General features: G+C 66.2%; 1 protein-coding gene. It reads right to left on the bottom strand.

Going from position 1 to position 426, the window contains the following annotated elements; translation table 11 throughout:
• Positions 1-426: hypothetical protein (locus ACYP5B_RS47900; protein WP_459574420.1), on the bottom strand; the 426-nt coding region annotated here is incomplete at both ends.

Genomic DNA, 426 nt, shown 5'->3' with positions numbered 1-426 from the left:
GAACTCAGGCGGCACCACATAGGATGTCAACCCCATCCGGTATGCCGCCTGATCCATCCCTGCCGCAAAGAGCTGCCCCGTGCGCGACGCCCCAAACTCCTCCGCCGCCAGACGCGTACCCATTGTAGCGGTTCTCGCCGCACCGGTCAGGACATCCGCAGTGCCCGCCACCACCCCTTCACCGCCAACCGCCAGCGAGGCGATCGACAGCACGTTCTGCGTCCGAATCGCCTGTGCCCCAGCATAGTCCCCCGCCGCTTCCAGCTGATTGATGCGTTCGGACTGCCAGGCCTGGCTGATGCCTTGCCCGACTTCGTCCAAAGATACGTTGCCGGTCATTGCCCGCAGTCCGAAGCGGGCGACGGCGCCCGGGGCATTCAGGATCGACTGGCCCAGCGCCGTATTGCGCTGCACCGCAGCCTGTGC

This window comes from Cupriavidus sp. 8B (genome assembly GCF_054589115.1).
The sequence above is the reverse complement of the archived record's forward strand: the minus strand, read 5'-3'. Positions and strand labels throughout refer to the sequence as shown.